Origin of the sequence: Mycobacterium ahvazicum, from assembly GCF_900176255.2 — a bacterium.
GTDB lineage: Bacteria > Actinomycetota > Actinomycetes > Mycobacteriales > Mycobacteriaceae > Mycobacterium > Mycobacterium ahvazicum.
Genome location: NZ_FXEG02000003.1, coordinates 244,050 through 265,051, shown reverse-complemented (window position 1 = coordinate 265,051; position 21,002 = coordinate 244,050). Strand labels below are relative to the sequence as shown.

Here is a 21,002-nt window from a genome sequence, read left to right as displayed (position 1 = left end):
GACGAGCCGCGCGACGCCGTTTAGCGGAATACCCCGGGCAGGCTCAGCGTGGACAGCGTGTCGTCGGACAGCGGGTTGTCGTTGACCATGTAGGTCCACGTCGACGTCGGTCGCGCCAGCTTGGACAGATCCAGGCCGGGCTCCTTCTCGAGGATGTTGGCGGTTTCGAACGTCTGCTGAGCCGCCTCGATCGCGTCGGCGGCCAGCGACGCGAACGCGTCGACGGCCATCCGGTGGAATTCGTCGAGCGGGTTCTGCCGGCCCAGCGCGCGCAGGTGGATGCTCTCGCGGATGTCGGCCAGGAACGCCAGGTGGTCGGCCCAGCCGCGGTCCAGGTGGTAGAGCATGATCTGCCGGCAGATGGTCTCCAGGCGTTCTTCCGAGATCTGCTCGGACAGCTCCTCGTACCGCTTCGGCGCCAGCTCGGCCAACTCTTCGCGCGCGGTTGCGGTGCGCAGCAACGTGTTTCGACGATCCACGATGATGGCGCGCTGCTGGGCGGTCAGTTGGTTGTATCGCCACGTGTTCGCGTGCACGTCGAGCATGCGGCCCTCCGCGACGCGCTGGGCGTGGTCGAGCAACCCGGCTGCCTTGGGGCTGACGATCCGGCCGTCCTCGTCGGTCTGCTCCGGCAGCTTGTTGCGGTCGAGGTTGGCCGCGACGACGTCGTCCTCCCAGCTGGAGAAGAACACCGACGAACCGGGGTCGCCCTGACGTCCGGCCCGGCCGCGCAGCTGGTTGTCCAGCCGCTCGGTGTGGTGGCGGCCGGTGCCGACCACGTGCAGCCCGCCCAGCTCGGCGACCCGGTCGTGGTCGGCTTCGTCTGATCCGCCGAGGCGGATATCGGTTCCGCGCCCGGCCATTTGGGTGGACACCGTGACGACGCCGTACTTGCCGGCCTCGGCGATCACCTGAGCCTCCTCGGCGTCGTTCTTGGCGTTGAGCACCACCGCCGCCACCCCGCGGCGGACCAGGCGCTCGTGCAGCTCCTCGGACTCGGCCACATCGCGGGTGCCGACCAGCACCGGCTGTCCGGTCTCGTGCACCTGGGCGATGTGCTCGACGATCGCGTCGTTCTTGGCCGCGGCGGTGATGTAGACCCGGTCGGTCTCGTCCTCGCGAATGTTGGGAGTATTCGGCGGGATTGGTGACACACCAAGCTTGTAGAACTGACGCAGCTGCTCCCCGGCGGCCAGCGCGGTCCCGGTCATTCCGCACACCGTCGTGTAGCGGTTGATCAGCGCCTGCACCGTGATGGTGTCGAGCACCTCGCCGGTCTCGGTGGTCTCGATGCCCTCCTTCGCCTCGACGGCGGCCTGCAGGCCGTCCGGCCAGCGCTGCAGTTGCGCGATGCGGCCACGCGAGGCGTTGATCAGGTGCACCGCATCGTCGCGGACGATGTAATGCACGTCGCGCTGCAACAGCACGTGGGCGTGCAGCGCCACGTTCACCTCGGTCAGGGTGGTGGCGACGTGCTCCTCGGAGTAGAGGTCGATGCCGCCGAGCGCCTTTTCGACCTTGCGTGCGCCGACATCGGTGAGGTGTACGTTGCGGCTGTCGGAGTCGGTGTCGTAATCGATCTCCGGGGCGAGCTCGCCGACCAGTTTGATGATCTCGAGCCGCGGCGTTTCCCGGTGCGTGGTGCCGGCCAGCACCAACGGCACCAGCGCCTCGTCGACCAGCACGGAATCGGCCTCATCGATTAGGGCCACATCGGGATTCGGCGACACCAGGTCGTCGACGTCGGTCACCAGCTGATCCCGCAGGACGTCGAAGCCGATCTCGTTGACCGAGGCGTAGGTGACGTCGCAGTCGTAGGCGGCGCGGCGTTCCTCGCTCGTCGACTCCGCGGTGATCCAGCCCACCGTCAGACCCATCGCCTCGAGCAGCGGGCCCATCCATTCCGCGTCCCGGCGGGCCAGGTAGTCGTTGATGGTCACCACATGGACGTGCCGGCCGGCGATCGCGTATCCGGCGGCCGCGATCGCGCCGGCCAGGGTCTTGCCCTCGCCGGTCGCCATCTCGATCACGTCGCCGTCGAGCATGCGCAGCGCACCCAGCAGCTGAACGTCGAAGGGCCGCAAACCCGTTGACCGCTCCGCGGCCTCCCGCGCGATCGCCAGGAACTGCGAGATGTCGTCGGAGTCCGCGAGATCGTCGAGGTTGAGCAACCCGGTCGCCTTGCGCAGTTTCTCGTCGGAGAGGTCGGCTGCCTTCTCGTCGTATTCCGAGGAGTCGCTGACCTGCGAGAGCGAGCGCGAGCGGTTCTTTTCCGTACTGGCGCCGAGTAGCTTCCAGAATCTGCTGCTCAGGCGGCCCGGTTGGGTGCGGATGGTCTTTGGCACAGGTCAACGGTACGCGGTGAGCTGCGCTGACCCCGTCAGGCCAGGTTGCTTCGGCGCGGATAGGCGATGCTCGGGTCGGTGAGCACGTTGACGACCGCGGGCAGGCCGCTGGCAAACGAGCGCTCCAGCGCGGGACGCAGCTCGACGGGCGCCGCGACCAGCTCGCCGTGGCCGCCCAGGGCGCGCACCACCTCGTCGTAGCGGGTGCCCGGACGCAGCTCCGCCACCACGGAGTAGCCGTAGATCGCCTCCATCGGGTGCTTTTCCAGCGCCCAGATTCCGTTGTTGCCGATCACCGATACGACCGGAACCTGATGGCGCACCAGGGTGTCCCACTCCATGCCGCTGAAGCCGAAGGCGCCGTCGCCCTGCAGCAGCACGACCTGACGCTCGGGATGGGCCAGTTTGGCGGCCAGGGCGTAGCCGGGGCCCGAACCCAGGCAGCCGAACGGGCCGCTGTCCAGCCAGCAGCCGGGCAGATAACTGTCGATCATCCGGCCGGCGTAGGAGCCGAAGTCGCCGGCATCGATGACCACGATCGCGTCGCGGTCCAGCATCGGCGCCAATTCGGCGTACACGCGCATCGGGTGCAGCGGGATTCGGTCGTCGCCCAGATCGGCGGTCTCCTGATCACGGGCGGCGGTCTCGGCCGACCGCAGCGACGCGATCCAGTCGTCGTGATCACCTGCGCTCCCGGACAACGCCGAGAGAATGCCCGTCAGGTCGCCGTACAGGCCCGCCGCGATCGGCCGCGGATGCTCCCGGTCGGGTTCGGCCCGATCCGCGACGACGAGCTGGGTTTCCGGTCCGAACACCTTGCCGAAGCCGAGCCGGAAGTCCATCGGCACCCCGACGACCAGCGCGACGTCCGCCTCGCCCAGCGCTTTGGCACGTGCCCGCGAGAACGCCAGCGGGTGATCGGCGGGCACGACGCCGCGGGCCATCCCGTTCATCAGCACCGGGATCCCGCGCTCCTCGGCCAGCCGAAGCAGCGCCGCCTCGGCGTGTCCCCACCCCACGTTGGTGCCCGCCATGATCACCGGCCGCCGCGCCCCCGCCAGCAGCTGCGCGGCGCGATCCAGCGCGTTGCCATCCGGAGCTTGCGGCGGTGGTGGCACGGTGAGCGCGCCGGGGCGGCCGTCGTCCTCGGCGACGGCGAACACGTGATCCATCGGAAAGTCGACGAATCCGACTCCTGACGGCGCGCCGACGGCGGCCCGCAGCGCCTCGTCGACCAGTCGGCCCGCGTCGGCGGCGGACTGCGCGGTAGCCGCAAAGCGCGCCAGCGGTGCCACAAACGGCAGGTGGTCGATCTCCTGTAGCGAGCCCATGCCCCAGCGCTGCGCGGGTGCCCGTCCGCCGAGCACCACCAGCGGCGACTGGTTTTGCTGCGCGGCCGCCATCGCGCTCATGCCGTTGGTGACGCCGGGGCCCGCGGTCAGCGCGGCCACGCCCGGCACCCTGGTCACCTTCGACCAACCCTCGGCGGCGAACGCCGCGGTCTGTTCGTGGCGGGTGTCGACGAGTCGAATGTCCTCGTCGCGGCAGCCGTCGTACATGGAGAACAGGTGGCCGCCCGACAACGTGAAGACGGTGTCGACACCGCTGGCCCGCAGGCGCCGGGCGATCAACCGGCCGGCATGGACAATCTGGCTGGACGGAGCGTCGATGCTCATGCTGGCAGCCTATCGGCCGGTCTCGGGTACCTTCGCGGGGAAGCATTCGCCACGAGGCTCCTCGAGATGCCTCGATAGCAAGGAGACGTCGAAGTTGGGTCCCACGCTATTCAAGCCATCCATCAACTGGTCGTCGGCACTTGTGGACTCGTTGCAATGGGTCGCCATCGCCTGGGCGATCGGCGCTGTGTGTCTGATCGTCGTGCTGGCAGCGTTCAGGTTCTTCACACCGTGGGGCCGCCAGTTCTGGCGGATCACCCGCGGGTATTTCGTCGGCCCGGCCAGTGTCAGGGTGTGGCTGGTACTCGGGGTGCTGCTGCTGTCGGTGCTGCTTGCGGTACGGCTGACGGTGCTGCTCAGTTACCAGGGCAACGACCTGTACACGTCGGTTCAGATCGCGGTCCAGGGCATGGCCGCCGGCGATGACACCGTCAAACAGTCTGGTATTCACGGCTTTTACATGTCGCTGTGGATTTTCAGCATACTGGCCACTCTCTACGTCGTCCGATTCATGCTCGACATCTACATCACTCAGCGGTTCATGATCGCGTGGCGCATCTGGCTGACCGCTCACCTGACCGATGACTGGCTGCACGGCAAGGCCTATTACCGAGATCTGTTCATCGACAACACGATTGACAATCCTGACCAGCGGATCCAGCAGGATATCGACATCTTCACCGCCAACGCCGGTGGCACTCCGAACAATCCGTCCAACGGCACCGGCGGCACCCTGCTGTTCGGGGCCGTCAACGCGGTCGCGTCGGTGATCTCGTTCGCCGCCATCCTGTGGAACCTGTCCGGAGACCTGACCCTTTTCAGTATCACGTTGCCGCGGGCCATGTTCTGGACCGTGCTGGTGTATGTGCTGATCGCAACAATCGTCGCGTTTTGGCTTGGGCGCCCGCTGATTTGGCTCAGCTTCAACAACGAGAAGCTCAACGCCGCGTTCCGGTATGCGCTGGTGCGGCTGCGTGACGCCGCGGAAGCGGTCGGCTTCTACCGCGGCGAGCGGGTGGAGCGGTCACAGTTATGGCGGCGCTTCACCCCGATCATCGACAACTATCGCAAGTTCGTCCGCCGGACCATCATCTTCAACGGCTGGAACTGGTCGGTGTCGCAGGCGATTGTGCCGCTGCCGTGGATCATTCAGGCACCGCGATTGTTCGCCGGCAAGATCAACTTCGGCGACGTGGGACAGACGGCAACGGCTTTCGGCAACATCCACGACTCGCTGTCCTTCTTCCGGAACAACTACGACGCGTTCGCGTCGTTCCGCGCCGCCATCATCCGGTTGCACGGGTTGGTCGACGCCAATGCCCAGGGCCGCGCGCTGCCCGCGGTGCTGGTCAAACCGAGCCAGGACAAAGCGGTCGAGCTGGCCGGAATCGAGGTCCGCACGCCGGCGGGAGATCAGCTGATCGATTCGCTCGACGTCGAGCTGGACACCGGCGACTCGCTGGTGATCACCGGCCGTTCCGGCGCCGGCAAGACCACGCTGCTGCGCAGTCTGGCCGAACTGTGGCCGTACGCCTCGGGAACGTTGTGCCGCCCGGACGGCGACAACGCGACCATGTTCCTCTCGCAGTTGCCATACGTGCCGCTGGGCAGTCTGCGCGGCGTGGTGTGCTACCCGAATCCGCCGGAATCCATCAGCGACGGCGAGCTGCACGAGGTGCTGACGAAGGTGGCCCTGGCCCCGCTGATCCAACGGCTCGACGAAGAGCAGGACTGGGCCAAGGTGCTCTCGCCGGGTGAGCAGCAGCGTGTTGCCTTCGCCCGAATTCTGCTCACCAAGCCGCGCGCCGTCTTCCTCGACGAGGCCACCTCCGCGCTCGATGAGGGGCTGGAATTCGCGCTGTATCAACTACTGCGCAACGAACTTCCGGAGTGCGTCGTGGTCAGCGTCAGCCATCGCCACACCGTCGAGCAGCATCACGAACAAGAGCTGCAACTGCTCGGCGGCGGCCGTTGGCAGCTCGGACCGGTCGGCCAGGAGCCCGCGACGGTGTAGTGCTACGCGCCCGCGGCGTGCGCCGCGTGCGTTCCGGCGCGGTGCCGTAACGCGCCTATGCGCCCGCGGCGTGCGCCGCGTGCGTTCCGGCGCGGCGACCGAAGAACGAGCCCTCGCCGAGCTGGGTGCCGCTGGCGTAGCCCTTGCCGTCCTGGGCGATGTTGGACGCACACGCCGCGACCGCGTAGAGGCCGGGCACCGGCGTGCCGTCTTCGCGCAACACCTCACCGTCCACCGACGTGGCCAGCCCGCCCATCGTGAACCCCGAGTACATGGCCCGGCCCAGCGACAGATCGAAGACGGCCCAGGGCCCATTGTCTTGCGCCGCAAGGTATTCCGGTTGCTTGTGGAAATCCGGATCCTCGCCCTTGGCCGCGAACTCGTTGTAGCGGTCCAGGGTGGCCGCCAGGTTGCCGCTGGGGATGCCCAGCGCGTCCTCCACTTCGGCGATGGTCTCGTAGCCGTCGAGGAATTTGATCAGCGGCATTTCCGGCATCTCGGTGTGCGCCTCGTCGACGATCAAATAAGCGGTCTGCTCCGGTTGCTCGAGAACGAATGCCGAGGTGCGCGAATGGTAGGAGTCCTCGGTGACGAAGCGCTGGCCGTCCTTGTTGACGATTAACCCGGTCAGCAGAATCGCGGGCGGATACGCCGCCGCGGTGATGAACAAGTCGTCCATGTTCTTGGCGACTCCGCCGACCGAGACGCCCATCCTGATGCCCAGGCCGTCGTCGTTCGGGTTGCCCAGGATGTAGGGCGCCACCGTGCCGTGATGCTTGGTTTTCCGTTCCTGGGCCAGCGCGGGGGTGTACTCGGCAACCATCTCCGGGTTCATCGCAAAACCGCCGGCGGCAATGATGACCGACTTTGCTTTGATCGCACCGGTTTCGGTGAAGTGCTTCCAGGCGACGCCGACCACCGCGCCGTTGTCGTCGACGACGAGGTTGGTCGCCCCGGTCTCGTAGCGCACTTGCACTCCCACGTCGGCGGCGCGCTTGACCAGGAGGTCGATGACCATCGCCGCGCCGCCCAACTCACCGGGCACCGGCACCGAGTGCCCGCGCGGTGCGGGCTTGGCCCGCTCGCAGAAGGGCCACACTTTTTCGTTGCCCGTGTAGCTCAGACCCTCGGTCCCGGGTGGGACGACGACCTTGCCCGGGTAGTAGCTGCGTTCGAACTGGAAGCCCAGATCCTCCAGCCAATTGAAGTGCTCGACGCTGTCGTCGGAGTACACCCGGATCTTGTCGAGGTCCGGCTCGCGAGACACCGCGACGAGGTACTTGTACATCTCCTCGGGGGTGTCTTCTTGGCCGGTGGCCTGCTGGACCGCGGTGCCGCCGCCCAGGTAGAAGTGGCCGCCGGCCATGGAGGAGGTTCCGCCCGCCGCCGCGGCGCGCTCCAGGACCAGCACCCGCGCGCCGGCGGCCGCCGCACTCACCGCGGCGCAGCCACCGCCAATGCCAAAGCCGATCACGAGCACGTCGACGTCGTCGGACCACGACGTCACGGTGTCCGCCTTGACGGCTGCTGGAATCTCGGTGCTCATTGGCGCCACTCCTCCTCATTGCTGCGCGCTGCATCGTCGCCGGCGCGGCTCACCCTTGCTCTTGTTTGATGTAGTCGTAGAACGCCCTCATCTCGGGCGACAGGTACGCGATCTCCACGAACGGCACACCTGCCTGCGGCGCTGCGATGTACGCGAAGTGGATTCCGCCGGGCATCACGCCCTGCTGCACCACCTCGGCGCCGTGCTTGGCGGCGTCGGCCAGTGCCGCGTCGAATTGCTCGGGGGTTTCGGCCGCCATGCAGATGTGGTGCAGACCCGGCCCGCAGTCACGGAGAAATTCACTATAGATGTTCTCCCCGCTGACCGGTTCTATGAGCTCCAGCTGCATGTCGCCGAGATAGCTCAAGGAGATGTGGGCGACGAAGTCGGCCGGCTTGCCGCGGTAGCTGCAGCTGTCCGGAGCAAAGTGCACGTCGGGTATCCGCACCCACTTCCGGGCGCCTAACAGGCCGGTGAGAGCCGTTTCGGTGGCATCCAGATTTTGGGTGACCCAGGCGATCTGTATCGGTGATTGAACGGGTAGCGTCATCGTTTGGCAGGATAGCCCAGTCCGTCGGCCCTCAGAAAGGCCCGGAAATTCTTTGCCGTAATCCGGCGCTCGGTGTCCGGAATCGCCGGGTGAACACGTTCTAATTCGGACCCCGATGAGGTGGGTCAGTGCTGGGCGAGCATGTCCACCAGCAGCCCGAGTTGGGTGTTGAAGACAGCTTCCGGGTCGGTCAGGGTGTCGGCGCCGTATTGTCCGAACACCTCGAGACTGATGGCGCCCAGTACCCCGGCCCAGAATAAGAAGCACTTGGCGATGACGGCGTCGTCGCCGGGAAAGCTGAACTCTTGCCGGATCCGGTCGAAGTCCGATGACATCGGTTGCGGGACAACGGTATTGGTTAACCGGATATCCCCGGTGGTGATCCCGGCGGCGATGGCATCGAAGAGGGCTCCCACTACGCGGGTGCCTACTCCGACGGTGCGTTCCGCGGGCGCGTGGTATCCGGGGACCGGGCTGCCGTACAGCAGGGCCCACTGGGCGGGATGCTCCACGGCCCAGTGGCGCGCCGCCCGGGCGATCGCGACGAGGTCGTGGCTCCACACTTCGTCGGCGGAGTCGCGGGCTCGATCCACCGCGTCGGCCAGGTCGGAGTAGGCGTCGATGAGCAGCAGGGTGAGCAGTTCGTCTCGGCTGGACACGTACCGGTACACCGCCGAGGAGACCATGCCCAGGTCGCGGGCGATCGCGCGCAGCGACAGCCCGGCCGCGCCGCGATCGACCAGGTGCCGACGGCCCAGCTCGACGATGCGCGCCTCGATCTGTTCCCGCGACTCCTGGCGTTTGCCCACGTCATCAGTCTTGCACAATCCGAGAACACCGCTCTTGCTTTTCCGCGGGTGTTGTGTCATCGTGACCAAGCAAGAGAGCACTGCTCTCACGTTCCAGGCCGCTCGAGAGGATCCCCCATGTCCACCCGCTACGAGGAACCCAACCGTGTCGCCCGCGCCGGAAACGCCGTGATCCGCTGGCTCGCCGAACTCGGGGTCAGCATCGCGGGAACCCGTGCGCTGCGCGTCCGTGGGCGCAAGTCGGGAAAGCCGCGCGCGGTGGTGATCAACCTGCTGACCATTGACGGCGTGGACTATCTGGTCTCGCCGCGAGGCAATACCCAATGGGCACGCAACGTGCGCGCCGCCGGCGTGGTCGAGGTGGGGCCGCGGTGGCGTCGCAAACGCCTGACGGCCACCGAGGTCGAGGATGCGGCCAAGCCCCCGGTGTTGAAGCGCTACCTGGACAGGTGGTACTGGCAGGTCAAGGGTTATGTGGCGGGCCTGACGCCGGATTCGACGGAGGACGAGTTCCGCGCGGGCGCCCCGTCCATACCGGTGTTCGTGCTCGGGGCGCGGTGATGCGCGTCAGCCGCCGTTGAGTTGCCCCGCCATGTCCTGGTGGACCTGCTCGGAAGTGGACCGCCACGACACCGCCGCGGGAAAGTCGCCCCACATGCTGTTGAAGATCCCGACGATCTGCCCCGGACCGGCGGCCGAGGCGAGATACACCGGTCCGCCGGAGTCGCCCGGATGACTCTGGACACCGTGGGACATGGTGAACCAGCCGTTGTTCACCGCTTCGACGGTCCCGCAGGTTTCACCGGTGGAGACGCCGAAGTGGCAGACCGCTTGCCCGGGCTGCAGCGCCACGTTCGGGCTCGACACCAGCGGCCGTCCGCCCGGCAGCGTGTTGTTCAGCGCGATATTGGGATCCAGCGCGATCACTTCATAGTCGCTGATGGCCTGGTCGACGGCTACGGTCGAGCCGCTGGGGGTGTCGTCGCGGAAGGTCGCGAGATGGCCGATCGGGTTGCGGTTTCTGTCGGTGACGATGTTTCCGGTGCTGCGGCAATGCCCGGCGGTGTAGGCGATTCTCGCGGCCTGATCGACGTAGCCCAGGGTGCACAGCCGGTTGTCCTGCAGGATCTCCATGCCCGGGGACACCACCACCGGGTCAGCATGGGCGGCGCCGGCCGGCACGCCCGGGGTGCAGGCCAGGGCGGCGATTGTCGCGGCCAGTACGCGAAGTGTCATGCGGTACACCATGGACGGACTCCGTTCCGTCAAGGCCGGCGCGTGCTCCGACCACAAGTTGAGATTACGTCGTTACTGTTTCGTCATCGACCTTTTCGCGCTAGCCCGGGCTAGCGTTACAGCGACGTCAGTTACGACGACGTCGCCAGCCGAACGGAGTCGTCGGTGGCAGCGGCCGGGCGCGGAGTCCAGCCCGGCGGTCCGAATACGTAACCCAGTCGGTCGCGCAACCCGCTCGCCGAGCGCCAGTCGCGCGCGATCGCGACGTATTCGCGCGTCTGCAGCTTCCAGATGTTGAAGGTGCCCACCTGCTTGGTGAGCCCGTAATGCGGACGGAACAGCTCGGCCTGGAAGCTGCCGAACAGGCGGTCCCAGATGATCAGGATGCCGCCGTAGTTTTTATCGAGGTACACCTTGTCCATGCCGTGGTGCACGCGATGGTGTGACGGCGTATTGAAAACGAACTCGATCGGTCGAGTGAGCTTGCCGATCCGCTCGGTGTGCACCCAGTACTGGTAAATCAGACTGACCGAGAAGGCGAAGAACACCATCCAGGGCGGAATCCCCAACAGCGGCAACGGAATCCACATCAGGATCTCGCCGCTGTTGTTCCACTTCTGGCGAAGGGCGGTCGCGAAGTTGAAGTATTGGCTGGAATGGTGGGCCTGGTGAGTGGCCCAGATCAACCGCACCCGGTGGGCGATTCGGTGGTAGGCGTAGTACAGCAGGTCGACGCCGAGGATCGCGATCACCCACGTGTACCACTGGTCTACCCGCAGGTGCCACGGCGCCAGGTAGGCATAGATCGCCGCATACCCGAACAGGGCCAAGGTCTTCCAGCCGGCGGTGGTGGCGATCGACACCAGCCCCATCGAGATGCTGGCCCACGAATCGCGGGTCAAATACGCGCCCGACGCCGGCCGGGGATCCTCGGCGGCGGCCACCAGCCGGTCGAGCTTGCGCGCCGCTGTCCACTCGAGAAGCAGCAGCAGCAGGAAGAACGGGATCGCGAACAGCACCGGGTCCCGCAGCTGCGGGGGCAGCACGGCTAAAAATCCGGTGATCGCACTCACACAGACAGGTTACGGCCTCGTGACGGCGGTCATCAGCCCGATCTGTTGCTCCGGCCACCGGACAGTCCAGACTGTGGCTGATGGCGGACAAGCTGGCGGTGCTGATCATCGGCTCCGGATTTGCGGGATTGTGGGCGGCGTTGGGCGCTGCCCGGCGACTCGACGAGCTCGCGGTGCCGGCGGGGACCGTCGGCATCACCGTGCTCAGCGCGACGCCGTTCCACGACATCCGGGTGCGCAACTACGAGGCCGACTTGAGCGGCTGCCACCTCCCGCTGGCCGAACTCCTGGACCCCGCCGGCGTGGCCCACGTCGTGACCGAGGTGACCGCGATCGACGCCGGCGCGCGCACTGTCGGCACGGCCGATGGTGCGACGTACGGCTACGACCGGCTGGTGCTGGCCTCGGGCAGCCGGGTGCTCAAACCCGCGGTGCCGGGGCTGCGGGAGTTCGGTTTCGACGTCGACACCTACGACGGCGCAATCGCGCTGCAACGGCATCTGCAACGGCTCGCCGAGGATCCGCCGCCGGCGGCGGCGACGGTCGTCGTGGTCGGCGCCGGGCTGACCGGCATCGAGACGGCATGCGAGCTGCCGAACCGGTTGCGCGCGTTGTCCTGCGGAATTCCCCGGGTGATTCTCGTCGACCGAAATCCACTGGTCGGATCCGATATGGGTGCTTCGGCGCGGCCGGTAATCGAAAAAGCGCTGTCGGACAACGGGGTTGAGACGAGGACCGGAGTCGGTGTCGACGCGGTCAGCCCGCACGGCGTGACGCTGTCCTCGGGTGAGCGGCTGGAGGCGGCCACGGTCGTGTGGTGCGCCGGGATGAGGGCGAGCTCGCTGACCGAACAATTGCCGGTCAAGCGCGACGGCTCCGGCCGGGTGCCCGTCGATGACTATCTGCGGGTGATCGGGGTCGGGTCGATCTTCGCCGCGGGCGATGTGGCGGCGGCCCGCATGGACGACGAGCACCTGTCGGTGATGTCGTGCCAGCATGGGCGGCCGATGGGCCGTTACGCCGGCTACAACGTCATCAGCGATCTGTGCGGGGAGCCGATGCTCGCTCTTCGGATCCCTTGGTATGTAACGGTTCTCGATCTAGGACCGGCCGGCGCCGTCTACACCGAAGGGTGGGACCGCGTGGTTGTCGCCACGGGCATGGACGCCAAGACGACCAAGCGGACCATCAATTCCAAGCGGATCTATCCCCCACTGACCGGCGTCCGGGCCGACCTGCTGGCCGCGGCCGCACCGGAGTTGCAGGCGCGACCGTAGCCGTCAGTCGGCCTGTGCGTCGTCACCGGCGTACCACTGCACCGCGCGAACGCCGGGCTGCAGGGACAGCTCGGCGACTAAGCGCTCGAGCTTGGCCGGTGTGTGGCCATCCACGAGAAGGTGTGCGGTCAAAGTGATCTCGTCGTCGTCGGACTGCCCGGTGTGGATGCCGCGCAGCGTCAGGTCGTTGCTGCTGGCGTGCTGGACCAGCTGGGCGCGGGCGTACTTCTCGGATTTCGGGCGACAGACTGCCTGCACCAGGAAGGGTTGACGGCCTTCGTCGTCCTCGGCGTCGTTGTCATGGTCGATGACGCGCCCCAGCGGGCGGCCCACCACGTGGATGCTGATGACGGCGAGGGTGGCGATCAACGTGAACACCAGGTTTCCGGAGGCGGCCAGCACACCTATCGCCGCGGAGCACCACAGGGTGGCGGCGGTGTTGAGGCCCCGGACATTGACGCCCTCGCGCAGGATCACCCCACCGCCGAGGAAGCCGATACCGGACACCACGTAGGACGCGACCCTGGTGGGGCTGCTGTCCGGGGTGGCGACCGCGTACAGCACGAACAAGGTCGCACCTGCGGCCACCAGTGCGTTGGTCCGCAGACCGGCCCGTCGGGCTCGCCACTGCCGTTCGATCCCGACCAGGGCGCCACAGCCCACCCCGACGCCCAGCCGGAGCGCGAAATCGGCGACGCTCAACATCTGCGACATACCGGACTCCTTCCCCCCGACGGCGTGGCCGCGTCGTCGCCGTGCCGGTGGCGACCAGCTAACCACTCACAGGTGAACAGTGTATGGATGTCAACCATGCCGGTTGCCCGGTGGACATTCTCGCGCAACCTCTGCGCCGCCGGCGGTTGGCGTCACTACCCCGCCGGGGCCGGCTTGTTGAGCCGCTGCGGGCAGTAGTACTTCGCCGCTATTCCCACGAACAGGGTGGCGTGGTCGGTCGTCAGTCCGGGGTTGTCGCGCTGCAGGTGCTGAATCAGTTCCGGCCCGGATTTGCCGGCGCCCATCAAGCCGCACACCGTCTTTCCGAATGCGACGGCCTGAGCCGAGTCGGTATAGGTGATGCCAGCGCCGCGTACCGTCGCAAGGAAGTCGGCGTCGTCGGAGCCGCCGGCCGGATCGCTGTGGGCGGGCGCGGCCACGCCGAGCATCGCGGCAGCACCCAGTAGCGCCAGCAGTGATCGCATTGGGAACCGGCTCTCGTTCATGCCTTCGAAAGTTGGTGCGGGCAATAGAATTTCGCCGAGATCACCGCGAAGTTCGATGCCATCTCCATATCCATCCCGGGATTGCGGCTTTTGACGTCGTGGAGCAACTCCAGATTGTCCTCGCCGTTGTTCAAGCATGAGCACACCGCCCGGCCGGCCGCGACCGCAGCACCCTCGCTGGAAAAGCTGAACCCCGCCTGGCGAAGTGCCGCAAGGAAACCCGCGTCGTCGCCGTTGGGCTCCGGAACGGGATCGGCGTACGCCGGCGCCGCGAAGCCGATCATCGCGGCAATGCCAAGTGCTATCAGTAGCCGTTTCATATCACCTGTCCCCTATCCTGATTGCGCTTCTTCGGAAGGAACGACCTTGGACTTGCCCTTTTTCAGGTGCACCGCGTGGATTCCGGGCTTCTTCGCCAGCTGTTCGAGCAGCGCATCGAGGCCTTCTTGATCGACATTGTGGTGCTGCACAGTTTCGGGCTTCTCCGATATCTGCGCTACCAGATGTTTCAGGTGCTCCGGTGAGTTCTTGTCCTTGAGGTCTTTGATCGGGGTCATCCGGTTTCGGATGCCCGCGCGCACCACGGTCGGACCACCAGCGCCCATCGCGCTACCCAACATTCCGGCCATCCCCATCGAACTGAACAAACTGCCCTGGCCGAGGGCGGCCGCCGGGATCGCCTCGGGGCCCGCGGCAGTCAGGGCGGCCGCCACCGTCCTGATTGCCGGGGTGGCCGAGGCCCAGCTGGGTGGGACCGTCAACGATCCGACCAACGTGCCACGAGCGAAACCGGCTGTCGGGCTGATGGAGTCGAACAGCGTGCCGCGGGTAAAGCCCAACGCGCCCAGGCCAGCGCCCAGCGCGTCTTTCGGCAGCGCGCCGTATGCGACCGGCGGGGCGAATTTGAGCCACTGCGAGACCGGGAAGTTGATCAGCAGCCCGATGTCGTTGAACTGCGTGGTCAGCCCGATTGGCACCTTCACCGCGTTGTACATGGCGGTGTAGAAACTCGCCCCGCCCGGGATGGTGTTCAGCAGATTCGTCCAGAAGGTCTGGTAGGCGGTAGCGATGTCGGCTAGCCCCGCCAGCGGCCCGGTGGCACCGGTTGCTGCGGTGGCCAAGTTTGTTGTTCCTGCCAGGTTGGATACCGCCCTTCCGGCCGCATTACCGGAGGATTGGGTGAGCGCGGCGGCCTGCATCTCCGGGCCGGCCGCGTTGGTGGTTTGCGGCGCGGGGCTGAACTCTGCCAGGTTGTTGGCGGTGGTTGCCGAGGAGGCGAAGTAGGTGTCCATCGCTTCGGCGTCTTGAGCCCACATGTCCCCGTATTGCGCTTCGGTGGTCGCTATCGCTGCGGTGTTCTGCCCGAAGAGGTTGGTCGCCATCAGCTGCGTCAGCAGTTCACGGTTGGCCGCGATGAGCGGGGGCGGCACGTGCGCGGCGAACGCCGTCTCGTATGCGGCGGCCGCCTGGGTTGCCTGGGCGGCGGTCTGTGCGGCCCGCGTTGCGGTTTGTTCCATCCAGGCCACGTAAGGAGCGGCGGCGGCCGCCATGGAAAGCGACGCCGGGCCCACCCATGGCCCGGTGGTCAGATTCGAGATCACCTCGGAGTAAGACGTCGCGATCGACTGCAATTCGACGGCCAGGTTCTCCCACGCCGTCGCTGCCGTCACCAGTGACTCCGCTCCCGGGCCGGCGTACATGCGGCCCGAATTGAATTCCGGTGGAAAGGCTCCGTAAAACATGTCGTTACCCCTTACCTAGCTGCGCGAGTATGGGTGAACCGTGCCGTGTTGCTATGCGTCGTGTTCATCGCCATCAGTCCTCCAGAGCCGGTATGACGATGATGGTGGCGGCTGCGGGGTCTGCCTCGGCCACCAGACCGCCGAGCGCGGACGCCGTCGCGGCATTGCCGCTCACCGTGTGGGTTGCGGTCGCGGCGACGGCGCGGCCAGCCAGGCTGGACAACGCCCTCTGGCTGAAGACGCCTTCCTCGCCGATCAGTGAGGCGGCCGGCGCGGCCGCCAAGGTGGTGGGCAGCGACTGCGCCAGCATCCGGATGTTCGGAGCGGCTTCGGTCCAACCCTGCGGTACCGACATGCTTCCGACCAACGCCGACTTACCCATCGACCCGCTGACCTGAGCTTCGCTGACGGCGGAGCTGAGCATCGGATGGATGCCGGCGGCGCTCCTCGTCAGCGGCTCCAACGCCCCTTTGATTAATTTCGGTCCAGACAGATAGGCCGCGGCGCTTTGCCCGTTCTGGCCCCACGCGTATGCCTGACCGAACGAAAGGAAAGGGCCACCAGGAATCGTGCTCCACGACTGGGGCGAATACACACCCGTGATAGCCGACCAGATCGTGTTCCAGTTGGTTACGGCGGGCGGCACCGTCAGTCCCGTCGACGGGTCGGCTGCCGCGGTGGTGGTCGTCGACATGGTTTGCAAGGCCGGTTGCATCGTGCTGGCGAGCTGAGATAGATGAGTGCCGGTTTCGGTGCCCGAGGTAGTGCTCGACTGGGCCAGTGCGGCCGCCTGCATCCCCGTCCCGGAGTCGCTCGTGGTCCGCGGCGGCTCGGCAAACGGCTGCAGCTGCGACGACGCCGTCGCCGACGACCCGGCATAGCCGTACATCGCGGCAGCGTCCTGCGCCCACATCTCCATGTACTGGGCTTCGGTGGCCGCGATCGCAGGCGTGTTTTGTCCCAGGATGTTGGTCGCGATCAACGTAGCCAGCAAGGAGCGGTTGGCCGCGATGACGGGCGGCGGCACCGTCGCCGCGAAGGCCGCCTCGTACGCGCCCGCGGCAAGTTTGGCCTGGATGCCCGCTTGCTCTGCCTGAGCCCCCGTCGTGCTCATCCATTGCACATACGGTGCGGCGGCGGCGGCCATCGCGATCGAGGAGGGGCCGGTCCATGGCCCGACTGAGAGGCTCTGGATCGTCGAGCCGTACAGCGCCGCCGTGGAGAACAGCTCCGCGGCTAACTCGTCCCAGGCGGCGGCGGCGACCAACATCGGCCCCGATCCCGCACCGACGTACATCCGACCGGAGTTGATCTCCGGTGGTAACGCCCCGAAGTCCAACATTTTTACCTCCGCTCCCTCATTTGGCCGCCATGGTAGGCCCGGTTTCATGGCCCTCGCCGCAAACGCGCCGCAGCTCTAATGAAATACATCGAATCCACGTTGTATGACACGTGTTTAACGACAGCATGTCTGGTCCGGTCCTGACTCGTTCACAACGCCTCGATGTTGCGAATGTTATAGGCAAAAATCATGCGAGGCACGTTCACTTCGGTAATCACGCTGTAAAAAAGAAATGTCACCGCGCGGACCGCCCGTGTGAGATCGTCAAAGTGATATAGCTAACACATGTGCTGAAGTAAGCCCATTATAAACGCCATGCATCCACTTTTCAGCGAAGTGTACTATAGCAGGCCCTGGGTATTCAAAATTCGGGAAATGTAGCGCCTGCCGACACAGTTCGCAATCGCGTTCCGCTTATTTGGCCTCCCATCGATGAGCCCAGAATAAGCGTTTATGAGGAAATAAAAATTCCCGCATTAACAGTAGCCAAGCGTCTGACTTATGGCTGCCTGAAATCCGCGCCGCATTTATCCGGAACGGCATGAAATACGCACGGCGTGTCGTCGAAATCGCAATTAACCGTGACTGCTATTAGTCCGTAGATATTCCCGTGCGGCGCCAAAAGTCCCCTGCGGCAAGCGCATCGCCGGTGCCGGGCTAGGGCTCGGCGCCGGAGCAGGTGGTCTGGGCACGGATCGACGCCCTTTGTCCCACGGCAGCGCCGCATGGGTACGCAATGGTCATATGCAGCTCCCCTACATTTCACCTAACGTAAACATGTAGAACTGCTACGCGGCTTATCGACGTCTGCAGGTTTGCTGTGAGGGCGAAAGGGCGAGATCAGCCGCCACCGCCGCCGCCACCGCCACCGCCCGGGTAGGTGCCGGCACCACGGGGGTCGTTGCCGCCGCTGTCGGTGGAGAGGCGTTCTGGGCAGTAGGCCATGGCGGCCGCCTTGGCGAACTGCGCGGCCTTCGTCATGGTGAATGCCGGGTTGAGATCGCGGATGTCGCGGATGATGTCGAGCTGCGAGGTCCCGGAATTGGCCAGGTCGCAGACCTTTTGGCCGGCTTTGATCGCGTGCTCCGGGTCGTGATAGGTGATGCCCGCGTTGTTGAGCGCCGCGAGGAAGGCGTCGTCAGCCGGATCGGCGTGTGCCGGTGCGGCCAGGCCGATCAGGGTGACGACGCTTGCCAGAAACGGTAGGGCCTTCATATGTCGTTAACCGGCGGCGGGTGGGCGCCCGATGACGCGGGGCCGGAACCCGTAGATCGGGTCCGCGAACTCATCCTCGTGTGCACCCGGAACACCGGCCAGCGGCACCCCGGGCATGCCCACTGCCCCGGCTTCTTCCATCACCATCGGGGTGGCGGCGCCAAAGCTGTGGTACGCCCCGGCTCCGACCTGAGTCGTGGCCGCAACCGTGCTGACGGTCGCTCCGCTGCCGGCCCAGGTCGGCGGGACAGACAGGGCCCCAACGAGACTCGCCTGTCCTACCGCCGCGGTGGCAGCCGCGCCCGGCAGGCTCGTCGTCGATGACACAGCAGCCGCGCCACCGAGGCCGGCGGCCAGATCCTCTAAGCCTGACGTGGTCGCGCTTTGTACGGCGCTGTTCGCGGCCGCCGTGGCGGCGGGATCGATGATCGTCGTCGGGTTCAGAATGCCGTTGGTGGTGAAGGCGTTCGACAGGCCGGAGACGCTGTTGTTGTTGAGGAAAGCACCCAGCAGATTCGGGTTTGAATTGCTGAAGATGTTCAGCAACCCGGAAAGTCCGGTGGTGTCCGAACCCGAGCCGGGCGTGAATATGCTGTCCCCCGCGCCGGCAGCCAGCGGGGCGGCCAGGGCATTGGCGTTGTTGACCGCGTCGGCCTGCAGGACCGTTGCATCCGGGGTGGTGTCGGACTGCGGGTCGCTGAACGGCGTCATCGCAGTGGCGGCCCGCGACGCCGCGGTGTAGCTGGTCATCGCGGAGGCATCCTGCGCCCACATCTCGCCGTACTGGGCCTCGGTGGTCGCGATCGCCCCGCTGTTTTGGCCAATGATGTTGGTAGCCACCAGGTTCGCCAGCAGCGTGCGGTTGGCGGCCACCAACGGCGGAGGCACCGTCGCGGCGAACGCGGCCTCGTACGCGGCAGCGGCCGCGTTGGCCTGAGCGCCGGCCTGCTCGGCCTGCGCGGCGGTGGTGCTCATCCACTCGAGATACGGCTGCAGCGCGGCCGCCATCTTCGCCGACGCCGGCCCCAGCCAGCCCTCGCTGACCAGCGACTTGATCACCGCTTCGTAATTGCTTGCCGCCGAACGCATCTCAGCAGCGACCGCGTTCCATGCCGCCGCGGCGGCCAGCATCGATCCGGACCCAGGTCCGGCGTACATCTTGGCCGAGTTGACTTCCGGCGGTACCGCCCCAAAGTTCAGCATGACATCTCCTCCTGAAGTCTCTTATCCGGCGGCCGGCGGGCGCGGCATGACGACGGGCCGAAACCCGTACCTGGGGATGGCGCGGCGCAACCTCTTCCCGGTGCCACCCAACGGCCCGGCAACACCGCCCGGTCCGCCCGCGGCCGGCGTCCCGGCGGACCCGATGTCACTGAGGCCGGTGACCGGCGCCGGTCCCTGACCGGCACTGATCGTGGCGGCGTTGCTCCAGCTGGGCGGTACCGACATCGAACCGATCAGATGCGCATTACCGATTCCCGCCGAAGCACCACCCATGCTCACCGACCCCACCGAGTTGGCCGTCAGGCTGGTGGTTGCGGCCTCGGCACCGCCAGTGAAATCGTCCAGACCGCCGAGCGTTGTGGCCGTCGTCTGCAAGAAGTTGAAGCCCTCGACCGTTCCGATGATGGACTGCGGGTTGAACGGGCCGCCGGCGATCGAACCGTTCAGGATCGAGTTGGCGAAGAAGTTGCTGCTCAAGAACTGGCCCGCGGCTGTGTTGTTCGTGTTGCCGAAGAATTGGGTGAGGTAATCGTAGAGCGATCCCGACGCCTGCGGAGCGGCCGGGGCGTTGACGTCATTGGTAGACAAGGTGTTACCCGACAACAACGACTGCGTGTTCCCGGTCGCTGAGTTCAATGCCTGAGAGACCGCCTGGTTTTGTCCGGTTGCCGCATCCGGAGTGGTGTTCGTCTGCGGCGAGGTGAACGGTGTCATCTGCGCAGCCGCGTTCGAGGCGGTCGCGTAGCCGTTCATCGCCCCGGCGTCCTGCGCCCACATCTCCATGTACTGAGCTTCGGTGGCCGCGATCGCCGGGGTGTTCTGCCCGAAGATGTTGGAGGCCACCAGGTTCGCCAGCAAAGTACGGTTGGCCGCGACGACCGGTGGGGGTACCGTCGCGGCGAACGCGGCCTCGAAAGCGGTGGCGGCCGCGTTAGCCTGCATACCCGTCTGTTCGGCCTGGGCCGCAGTGGCGTTCAGCCACGCCAGGTACTGCGCGGCCGCGGCCAACATCGACGCCGACGACGGACCGATCCAGCCCGCGCTGCTCAGTTCCCGGAGCACCGACTCGTAATCGGTTGCCGCGGAACGCATTTCAGCGGCAAGCGCATTCCAGGAGGCGGCAGCGGCAAGCAAGGGCCCCGACCCGGGGCCAGAATACATTCTGGTCGAATTGACTTCCGGCGGTAACGCCGCAAAATCCAGCATGGTTCCCCCTCGGCGCTTAACAGGTGGCCGTTACGTTGGCTGCCTTGGTGGCCGCACACGAACCGGCAGTGGTCTGTACGTCGGCAGAGGTCATCGGAGTTCTCCTCAGGAATAAGGGTGAGCCGGAGGCGCGACCCTTGCCAGGACGTACACCGATTGCGCAACGTGGCTAGGCGACTCGGTGCAAGCCGACAGGCAAGTGCGAAGCCTTGACCGGCTCGAACGAAACGTCATCGATCGAGAAATAGGACTATCACCGGGATTAATTTCGTTCTCACCTCCTTGCGGCCTGGGCACACCGATATGCCTTTATTCTGCACGAAGGGATGGGGACACAGGCGCGTTCGCCGGATCCGGCACCCCTCTCATCAGAGCTTCGGCACCACACTGCGTATCCGGCCGAAGCCAGAAGCCACTTGGGCTCAACCCTTAAGCCGGGAAGAGCTGTCCTGACCCTGGGCGTCTTTCGACGTTTGAGGTCAGTGGCCTATATCCGTAATGGAAGCCTCACCTAACGAGGTGCTTGC

At 66.2% G+C, this 21,002-nt stretch carries 18 protein-coding genes and 1 riboswitch; of the genes, 3 read left to right on the top strand and 15 right to left on the bottom strand.

Annotation, left to right across the window (positions count from 1 at the left end):
- Positions 1-20 precede the first annotated feature (20 nt).
- Both secA2 and MAAFP003_RS13835 read right to left on the bottom strand, forming a co-directional pair.
- Positions 21-2,345, bottom strand: a complete 2,325-nt coding sequence (gene secA2 / locus MAAFP003_RS13840; RefSeq protein ID WP_096287746.1) for an accessory Sec system translocase SecA2 — start codon at positions 2,343-2,345, stop codon at positions 21-23.
- A gap of 35 nt (positions 2,346-2,380) precedes the next feature.
- Positions 2,381-4,021 (bottom strand): acetolactate synthase, encoded by a 1,641-nt coding sequence (locus MAAFP003_RS13835; protein ID WP_096287744.1) that lies wholly within the window; start codon positions 4,019-4,021, stop codon positions 2,381-2,383.
- A 94-nt stretch (positions 4,022-4,115) separates the two neighbouring features.
- Between MAAFP003_RS13835 and bacA the strand changes: the two genes are divergently transcribed.
- Positions 4,116-6,035 (top strand): vitamin B12 ABC transporter pemease/ATP-binding protein BacA, encoded by a 1,920-nt coding sequence (gene bacA / locus MAAFP003_RS13830; RefSeq protein WP_096291144.1) that lies wholly within the window; start codon positions 4,116-4,118, stop codon positions 6,033-6,035.
- 55 nt (positions 6,036-6,090) lie between these two features.
- Here bacA and MAAFP003_RS13825 read toward each other — a convergent pair whose 3' ends face one another.
- The 3 genes from MAAFP003_RS13825 to MAAFP003_RS13815 all read right to left on the bottom strand — a co-directional run bounded on the left by MAAFP003_RS13825 (position 6,091) and on the right by MAAFP003_RS13815 (position 8,940).
- Positions 6,091-7,581, bottom strand: coding sequence for an FAD-binding protein (locus tag MAAFP003_RS13825; RefSeq protein ID WP_096287742.1), 1,491 nt, complete (start codon positions 7,579-7,581; stop codon positions 6,091-6,093).
- 49 nt (positions 7,582-7,630) lie between these two features.
- The gene (locus tag MAAFP003_RS13820) at positions 7,631-8,131 is read right to left on the bottom strand and encodes a VOC family protein (RefSeq protein ID WP_096287740.1); all 501 of its coding nucleotides are present in this window, start codon (positions 8,129-8,131) and stop codon (positions 7,631-7,633) included.
- Positions 8,132-8,256: 125 nt separating this feature from the next.
- Positions 8,257-8,940 carry a TetR/AcrR family transcriptional regulator gene (locus MAAFP003_RS13815; RefSeq protein WP_207768533.1) on the bottom strand — a complete coding sequence of 228 codons (684 nt, stop codon included), beginning with the start codon at positions 8,938-8,940 and terminating at the stop codon, positions 8,257-8,259.
- A 117-nt stretch (positions 8,941-9,057) separates the two neighbouring features.
- Here MAAFP003_RS13815 and MAAFP003_RS13810 point away from each other — a divergent pair, with 117 nt between their 5' ends.
- Complete coding sequence (locus tag MAAFP003_RS13810; protein WP_096287738.1) at positions 9,058-9,501, top strand: nitroreductase/quinone reductase family protein; 444 nt, start codon at positions 9,058-9,060, stop codon at positions 9,499-9,501.
- A gap of 6 nt (positions 9,502-9,507) precedes the next feature.
- Here the strand turns inward: MAAFP003_RS13810 and MAAFP003_RS13805 are convergent, their stop codons facing one another.
- Together MAAFP003_RS13805 and MAAFP003_RS13800 are read right to left on the bottom strand one after the other, a co-directional pair.
- The gene (locus MAAFP003_RS13805; RefSeq protein WP_096287736.1) at positions 9,508-10,188 is read right to left on the bottom strand and encodes an Rv1815 family serine proteinase; all 681 of its coding nucleotides are present in this window, start codon (positions 10,186-10,188) and stop codon (positions 9,508-9,510) included.
- Positions 10,189-10,307: 119 nt separating this feature from the next.
- The gene (locus MAAFP003_RS13800) at positions 10,308-11,249 is read right to left on the bottom strand and encodes a sterol desaturase family protein (RefSeq protein ID WP_207768532.1); all 942 of its coding nucleotides are present in this window, start codon (positions 11,247-11,249) and stop codon (positions 10,308-10,310) included.
- 80 nt (positions 11,250-11,329) lie between these two features.
- Between MAAFP003_RS13800 and MAAFP003_RS13795 the strand changes: the two genes are divergently transcribed.
- A complete protein-coding gene (locus MAAFP003_RS13795; protein ID WP_096287734.1) occupies positions 11,330-12,526 on the top strand; it encodes an NAD(P)/FAD-dependent oxidoreductase in 1,197 nt (398 codons plus the stop codon).
- Between the two features lie 3 nt (positions 12,527-12,529).
- On the opposite strand, the gene MAAFP003_RS13790 is transcribed toward MAAFP003_RS13795, so the two are convergent.
- The 8 genes from MAAFP003_RS13790 to MAAFP003_RS13755 form a co-directional block, all read right to left on the bottom strand.
- On the bottom strand, positions 12,530-13,240 hold the full coding sequence (locus MAAFP003_RS13790) for an MgtC/SapB family protein (protein WP_423790897.1): 711 nt from the start codon (positions 13,238-13,240) through the stop codon (positions 12,530-12,532).
- Positions 13,241-13,395: 155 nt separating this feature from the next.
- Positions 13,396-13,725 carry a DUF732 domain-containing protein gene (locus tag MAAFP003_RS13785; protein WP_096291140.1) on the bottom strand — a complete coding sequence of 110 codons (330 nt, stop codon included), beginning with the start codon at positions 13,723-13,725 and terminating at the stop codon, positions 13,396-13,398.
- A 17-nt stretch (positions 13,726-13,742) separates the two neighbouring features.
- Positions 13,743-14,066 (bottom strand): DUF732 domain-containing protein, encoded by a 324-nt coding sequence (locus MAAFP003_RS13780; protein ID WP_096287732.1) that lies wholly within the window; start codon positions 14,064-14,066, stop codon positions 13,743-13,745.
- A gap of 12 nt (positions 14,067-14,078) precedes the next feature.
- Complete coding sequence (locus MAAFP003_RS13775; RefSeq protein ID WP_096287730.1) at positions 14,079-15,488, bottom strand: PPE family protein; 1,410 nt, start codon at positions 15,486-15,488, stop codon at positions 14,079-14,081.
- Between the two features lie 73 nt (positions 15,489-15,561).
- The gene (locus MAAFP003_RS13770) at positions 15,562-16,830 is read right to left on the bottom strand and encodes a PPE family protein (protein ID WP_096287728.1); all 1,269 of its coding nucleotides are present in this window, start codon (positions 16,828-16,830) and stop codon (positions 15,562-15,564) included.
- 840 nt (positions 16,831-17,670) lie between these two features.
- Positions 17,671-18,045, bottom strand: coding sequence for a DUF732 domain-containing protein (locus MAAFP003_RS13765; protein ID WP_096287726.1), 375 nt, complete (start codon positions 18,043-18,045; stop codon positions 17,671-17,673).
- Positions 18,046-18,051: 6 nt separating this feature from the next.
- Complete coding sequence (locus MAAFP003_RS13760; protein WP_096287724.1) at positions 18,052-19,248, bottom strand: PPE family protein; 1,197 nt, start codon at positions 19,246-19,248, stop codon at positions 18,052-18,054.
- 21 nt (positions 19,249-19,269) lie between these two features.
- Positions 19,270-20,475 carry a PPE family protein gene (locus tag MAAFP003_RS13755; protein ID WP_096287722.1) on the bottom strand — a complete coding sequence of 402 codons (1,206 nt, stop codon included), beginning with the start codon at positions 20,473-20,475 and terminating at the stop codon, positions 19,270-19,272.
- A gap of 353 nt (positions 20,476-20,828) precedes the next feature.
- Positions 20,829-21,001, bottom strand: a riboswitch (M-box (ykoK) riboswitch).
- Between the last annotated feature and the right edge of the window lies 1 nt (position 21,002).

Bases quoted from the DNA above. Each gene is read 5' to 3' on its own strand.
- MAAFP003_RS13820 (WP_096287740.1), bottom strand. From the start codon at position 8,131: ATGACGCTACCCGTTCAATCACCGATACAGATCGCCTGGGTCACCCAA.
- MAAFP003_RS13835 (WP_096287744.1), bottom strand. From the start codon at position 4,021: ATGAGCATCGACGCTCCGTCCAGCCAGATTGTCCATGCCGGCCGGTTG.
- MAAFP003_RS13770 (WP_096287728.1), bottom strand. From the start codon at position 16,830: ATGTTGGACTTCGGGGCGTTACCACCGGAGATCAACTCCGGTCGGATG.
- MAAFP003_RS13795 (WP_096287734.1), top strand. From the start codon at position 11,330: ATGGCGGACAAGCTGGCGGTGCTGATCATCGGCTCCGGATTTGCGGGA.
- MAAFP003_RS13765 (WP_096287726.1), bottom strand. From the start codon at position 18,045: ATGAAGGCCCTACCGTTTCTGGCAAGCGTCGTCACCCTGATCGGCCTG.
- MAAFP003_RS13775 (WP_096287730.1), bottom strand. From the start codon at position 15,488: ATGTTTTACGGAGCCTTTCCACCGGAATTCAATTCGGGCCGCATGTAC.
- MAAFP003_RS13760 (WP_096287724.1), bottom strand. From the start codon at position 19,248: ATGCTGAACTTTGGGGCGGTACCGCCGGAAGTCAACTCGGCCAAGATG.
- MAAFP003_RS13785 (WP_096291140.1), bottom strand. From the start codon at position 13,725: ATGCGATCACTGCTGGCGCTACTGGGTGCTGCCGCGATGCTCGGCGTG.
- MAAFP003_RS13755 (WP_096287722.1), bottom strand. From the start codon at position 20,475: ATGCTGGATTTTGCGGCGTTACCGCCGGAAGTCAATTCGACCAGAATG.
- MAAFP003_RS13780 (WP_096287732.1), bottom strand. From the start codon at position 14,066: ATGAAACGGCTACTGATAGCACTTGGCATTGCCGCGATGATCGGCTTC.
- MAAFP003_RS13810 (WP_096287738.1), top strand. From the start codon at position 9,058: ATGTCCACCCGCTACGAGGAACCCAACCGTGTCGCCCGCGCCGGAAAC.
- MAAFP003_RS13790 (WP_423790897.1), bottom strand. From the start codon at position 13,240: ATGTCGCAGATGTTGAGCGTCGCCGATTTCGCGCTCCGGCTGGGCGTC.
- MAAFP003_RS13825 (WP_096287742.1), bottom strand. From the start codon at position 7,581: ATGAGCACCGAGATTCCAGCAGCCGTCAAGGCGGACACCGTGACGTCG.
- MAAFP003_RS13805 (WP_096287736.1), bottom strand. From the start codon at position 10,188: ATGGTGTACCGCATGACACTTCGCGTACTGGCCGCGACAATCGCCGCC.